Source organism: Candidatus Hydrogenedentota bacterium, assembly GCA_035416745.1.
Taxonomy (GTDB): Bacteria; Hydrogenedentota; Hydrogenedentia; order Hydrogenedentales; family SLHB01; genus UBA2224.
The window spans coordinates 41,668-43,487 of record DAOLNV010000007.1 but is presented as its reverse complement, the minus strand read 5'-3'; the positions used below and the strand labels follow the sequence as shown (position 1 = coordinate 43,487).

The window sequence follows — 1,820 nt, the reverse complement described above, 5'->3', positions numbered from 1 at the left end:
GTTCACCGCATCTGGGAGGAGGTGGGGTGGCAGGAACGTGAAAACATCCGCCATCAGGAGCGCCTGGATGCATTCCTTTCGTCGGGGAACGCGGTAGTTGCCGATGTCAACGGGGCCGCCGAATGCGCGGTCCTCATGACGCCTGGCCAGATGCGATACGTGGATACGGACCTCTCGCTGGCCTGCGTCCGGGCGGTCTGCACGAGCCATGTCGCAAAAAGGCAGGGGCTCGCGAAGCGTCTTACCGCGCAGGCTCTTGCGCTCGAAGCCGGGAACGGCGCGGAAGTGGCCGCACTGGGCATGTTCGACCAAGGTTTCTACAACCTGCTCGGGTTCGGAACGGGCGCCTGCGAACATCTATTCCTGATCGATCCGGGCCACATCCGCGTGGACGCGGGGTTTCGGCCGCCATGTCGTTTCGGAGCCGGGGACTATGAGGCAGTGCATCAATGCCGCATCTCCCGGCGGCGCGTGCATGGTTCCTGCATACTATTGCCCCCTGAAATGACGCGCGCGGATATGTTGGGCTCGAAAGACGCGTTCGGCTTGGGGTACCGCGACGCCTCCTCCGGCGCGTTGTCGCACGCCATGTGGATTTTGCCTGAGAAACCCGGCGCCGGACCGTATTGGCTCTCCTGGATGGCATATAAGACTGCCGGGCAACTCAGGGAACTCCTTGCTCTGATATCGGGAATGGGCGATCAAGTGCGCGTGGTCAAGCTTTTCGAGCCGCCGGGGATATCCCTCCAGGATGTCCTCCGGAATCCATTTCGCGAGCTGAGCGTGCGCGAAGAAGGCCGCTTCAAACTCAGCCAGAAGGCCTTCGCTGCGAGGCAAGCCCGCATCCTGGACCTCCCGAAATGCCTGGCCAAAACTCATTTGCGGTGCGGCGAGATGCGGTTCAACCTGAATGTTGCCGACCCCATCGCGCAGTACCTGGACGACGGCACGGCATGGCGCGGTACCGCGGGCGCCTATATCGTCACGCTCGGGGCTGATTGCGCCGCTCGAGCAGGAACAGCGAAGGAACTCCCCACACTGCGGGCGTCGATCAATGCGTTCACGCGAATGTGGCTGGGGGCCGTGCCGGCGACGGGGCTCGCGGTCACCGATGAATTGGACGGGCCGCAGGAGTTGCTCGAGGAGTTGGACTGGGCGTTCCGCCTTCCCGCACCGCGGTTCGACTGGCCGTTCTAGTCCGCGGTGAGCTTCTTTCGGCGGTCTGACGGCTTCAAAGGTCCGGAAGTGGCGCCTGTTTTCGAAAGGCTGCCCTCGACGAAGTAGAAAGCGCACCGGCGCCGGAGCGGACATGCCGAGCACTTCGGGTTCTTCGGATGACAAAGCCGCCGTCCGTGGCGAATCAGGTTGATGTGCAGCGGGTAACACCGCCCTTTCTCGATGAGCCCCGGGAGATGCTGATGCGCGCGGTCTACATTCATGCGTTGCGGGATGACCCCCACGCGCATCAATACACGATGGATGTGGGTGTCGATGGGGAATACATCGCGGCCGAGCTCAAACATGAGCACGCACCGCGCGGTCTTGTAGCCCACGCCGTCAAACCCCAGCAGGTACGCCTCGGCCTCTTCATTGGTCATTTCCGCGAGGGAGTCCAGCGAAAGCGTCCCGCCATCCGCGATCGATCTCAGGATGCGCTGAATGCGTGCGGTTTTGGTTCTTGCGAGGCCGCCGGGTCTGAGAACTTTCTCGAGTTGCCGTGGCGGGGCGGACATCACCTCTTCCCACGTCGGGTAGGTCTCGCGCATGGCGTCGTAGGCCCGGCCACTGTTGGTGTCGTTCGTGTTCTGCGACAGAATCGT

At 62.8% G+C, this 1,820-nt stretch carries 2 protein-coding genes; one reads left to right on the top strand and one right to left on the bottom strand.

From position 1 onward, the window contains the following. Positions 1 to 1,197 (top strand): GNAT family N-acetyltransferase (locus PLJ71_04305; protein HQM47884.1); only part of this gene is annotated, 1,197 nt, incomplete at its 5' end. On the opposite strand, the gene PLJ71_04300 is transcribed toward PLJ71_04305, so the two are convergent. After that, positions 1,194 to 1,820 (bottom strand): endonuclease III (locus tag PLJ71_04300; protein HQM47883.1); only part of this gene is annotated, 627 nt, incomplete at its 5' end. The two genes, PLJ71_04305 and PLJ71_04300, sit on opposite strands and share 4 nt — an antisense overlap.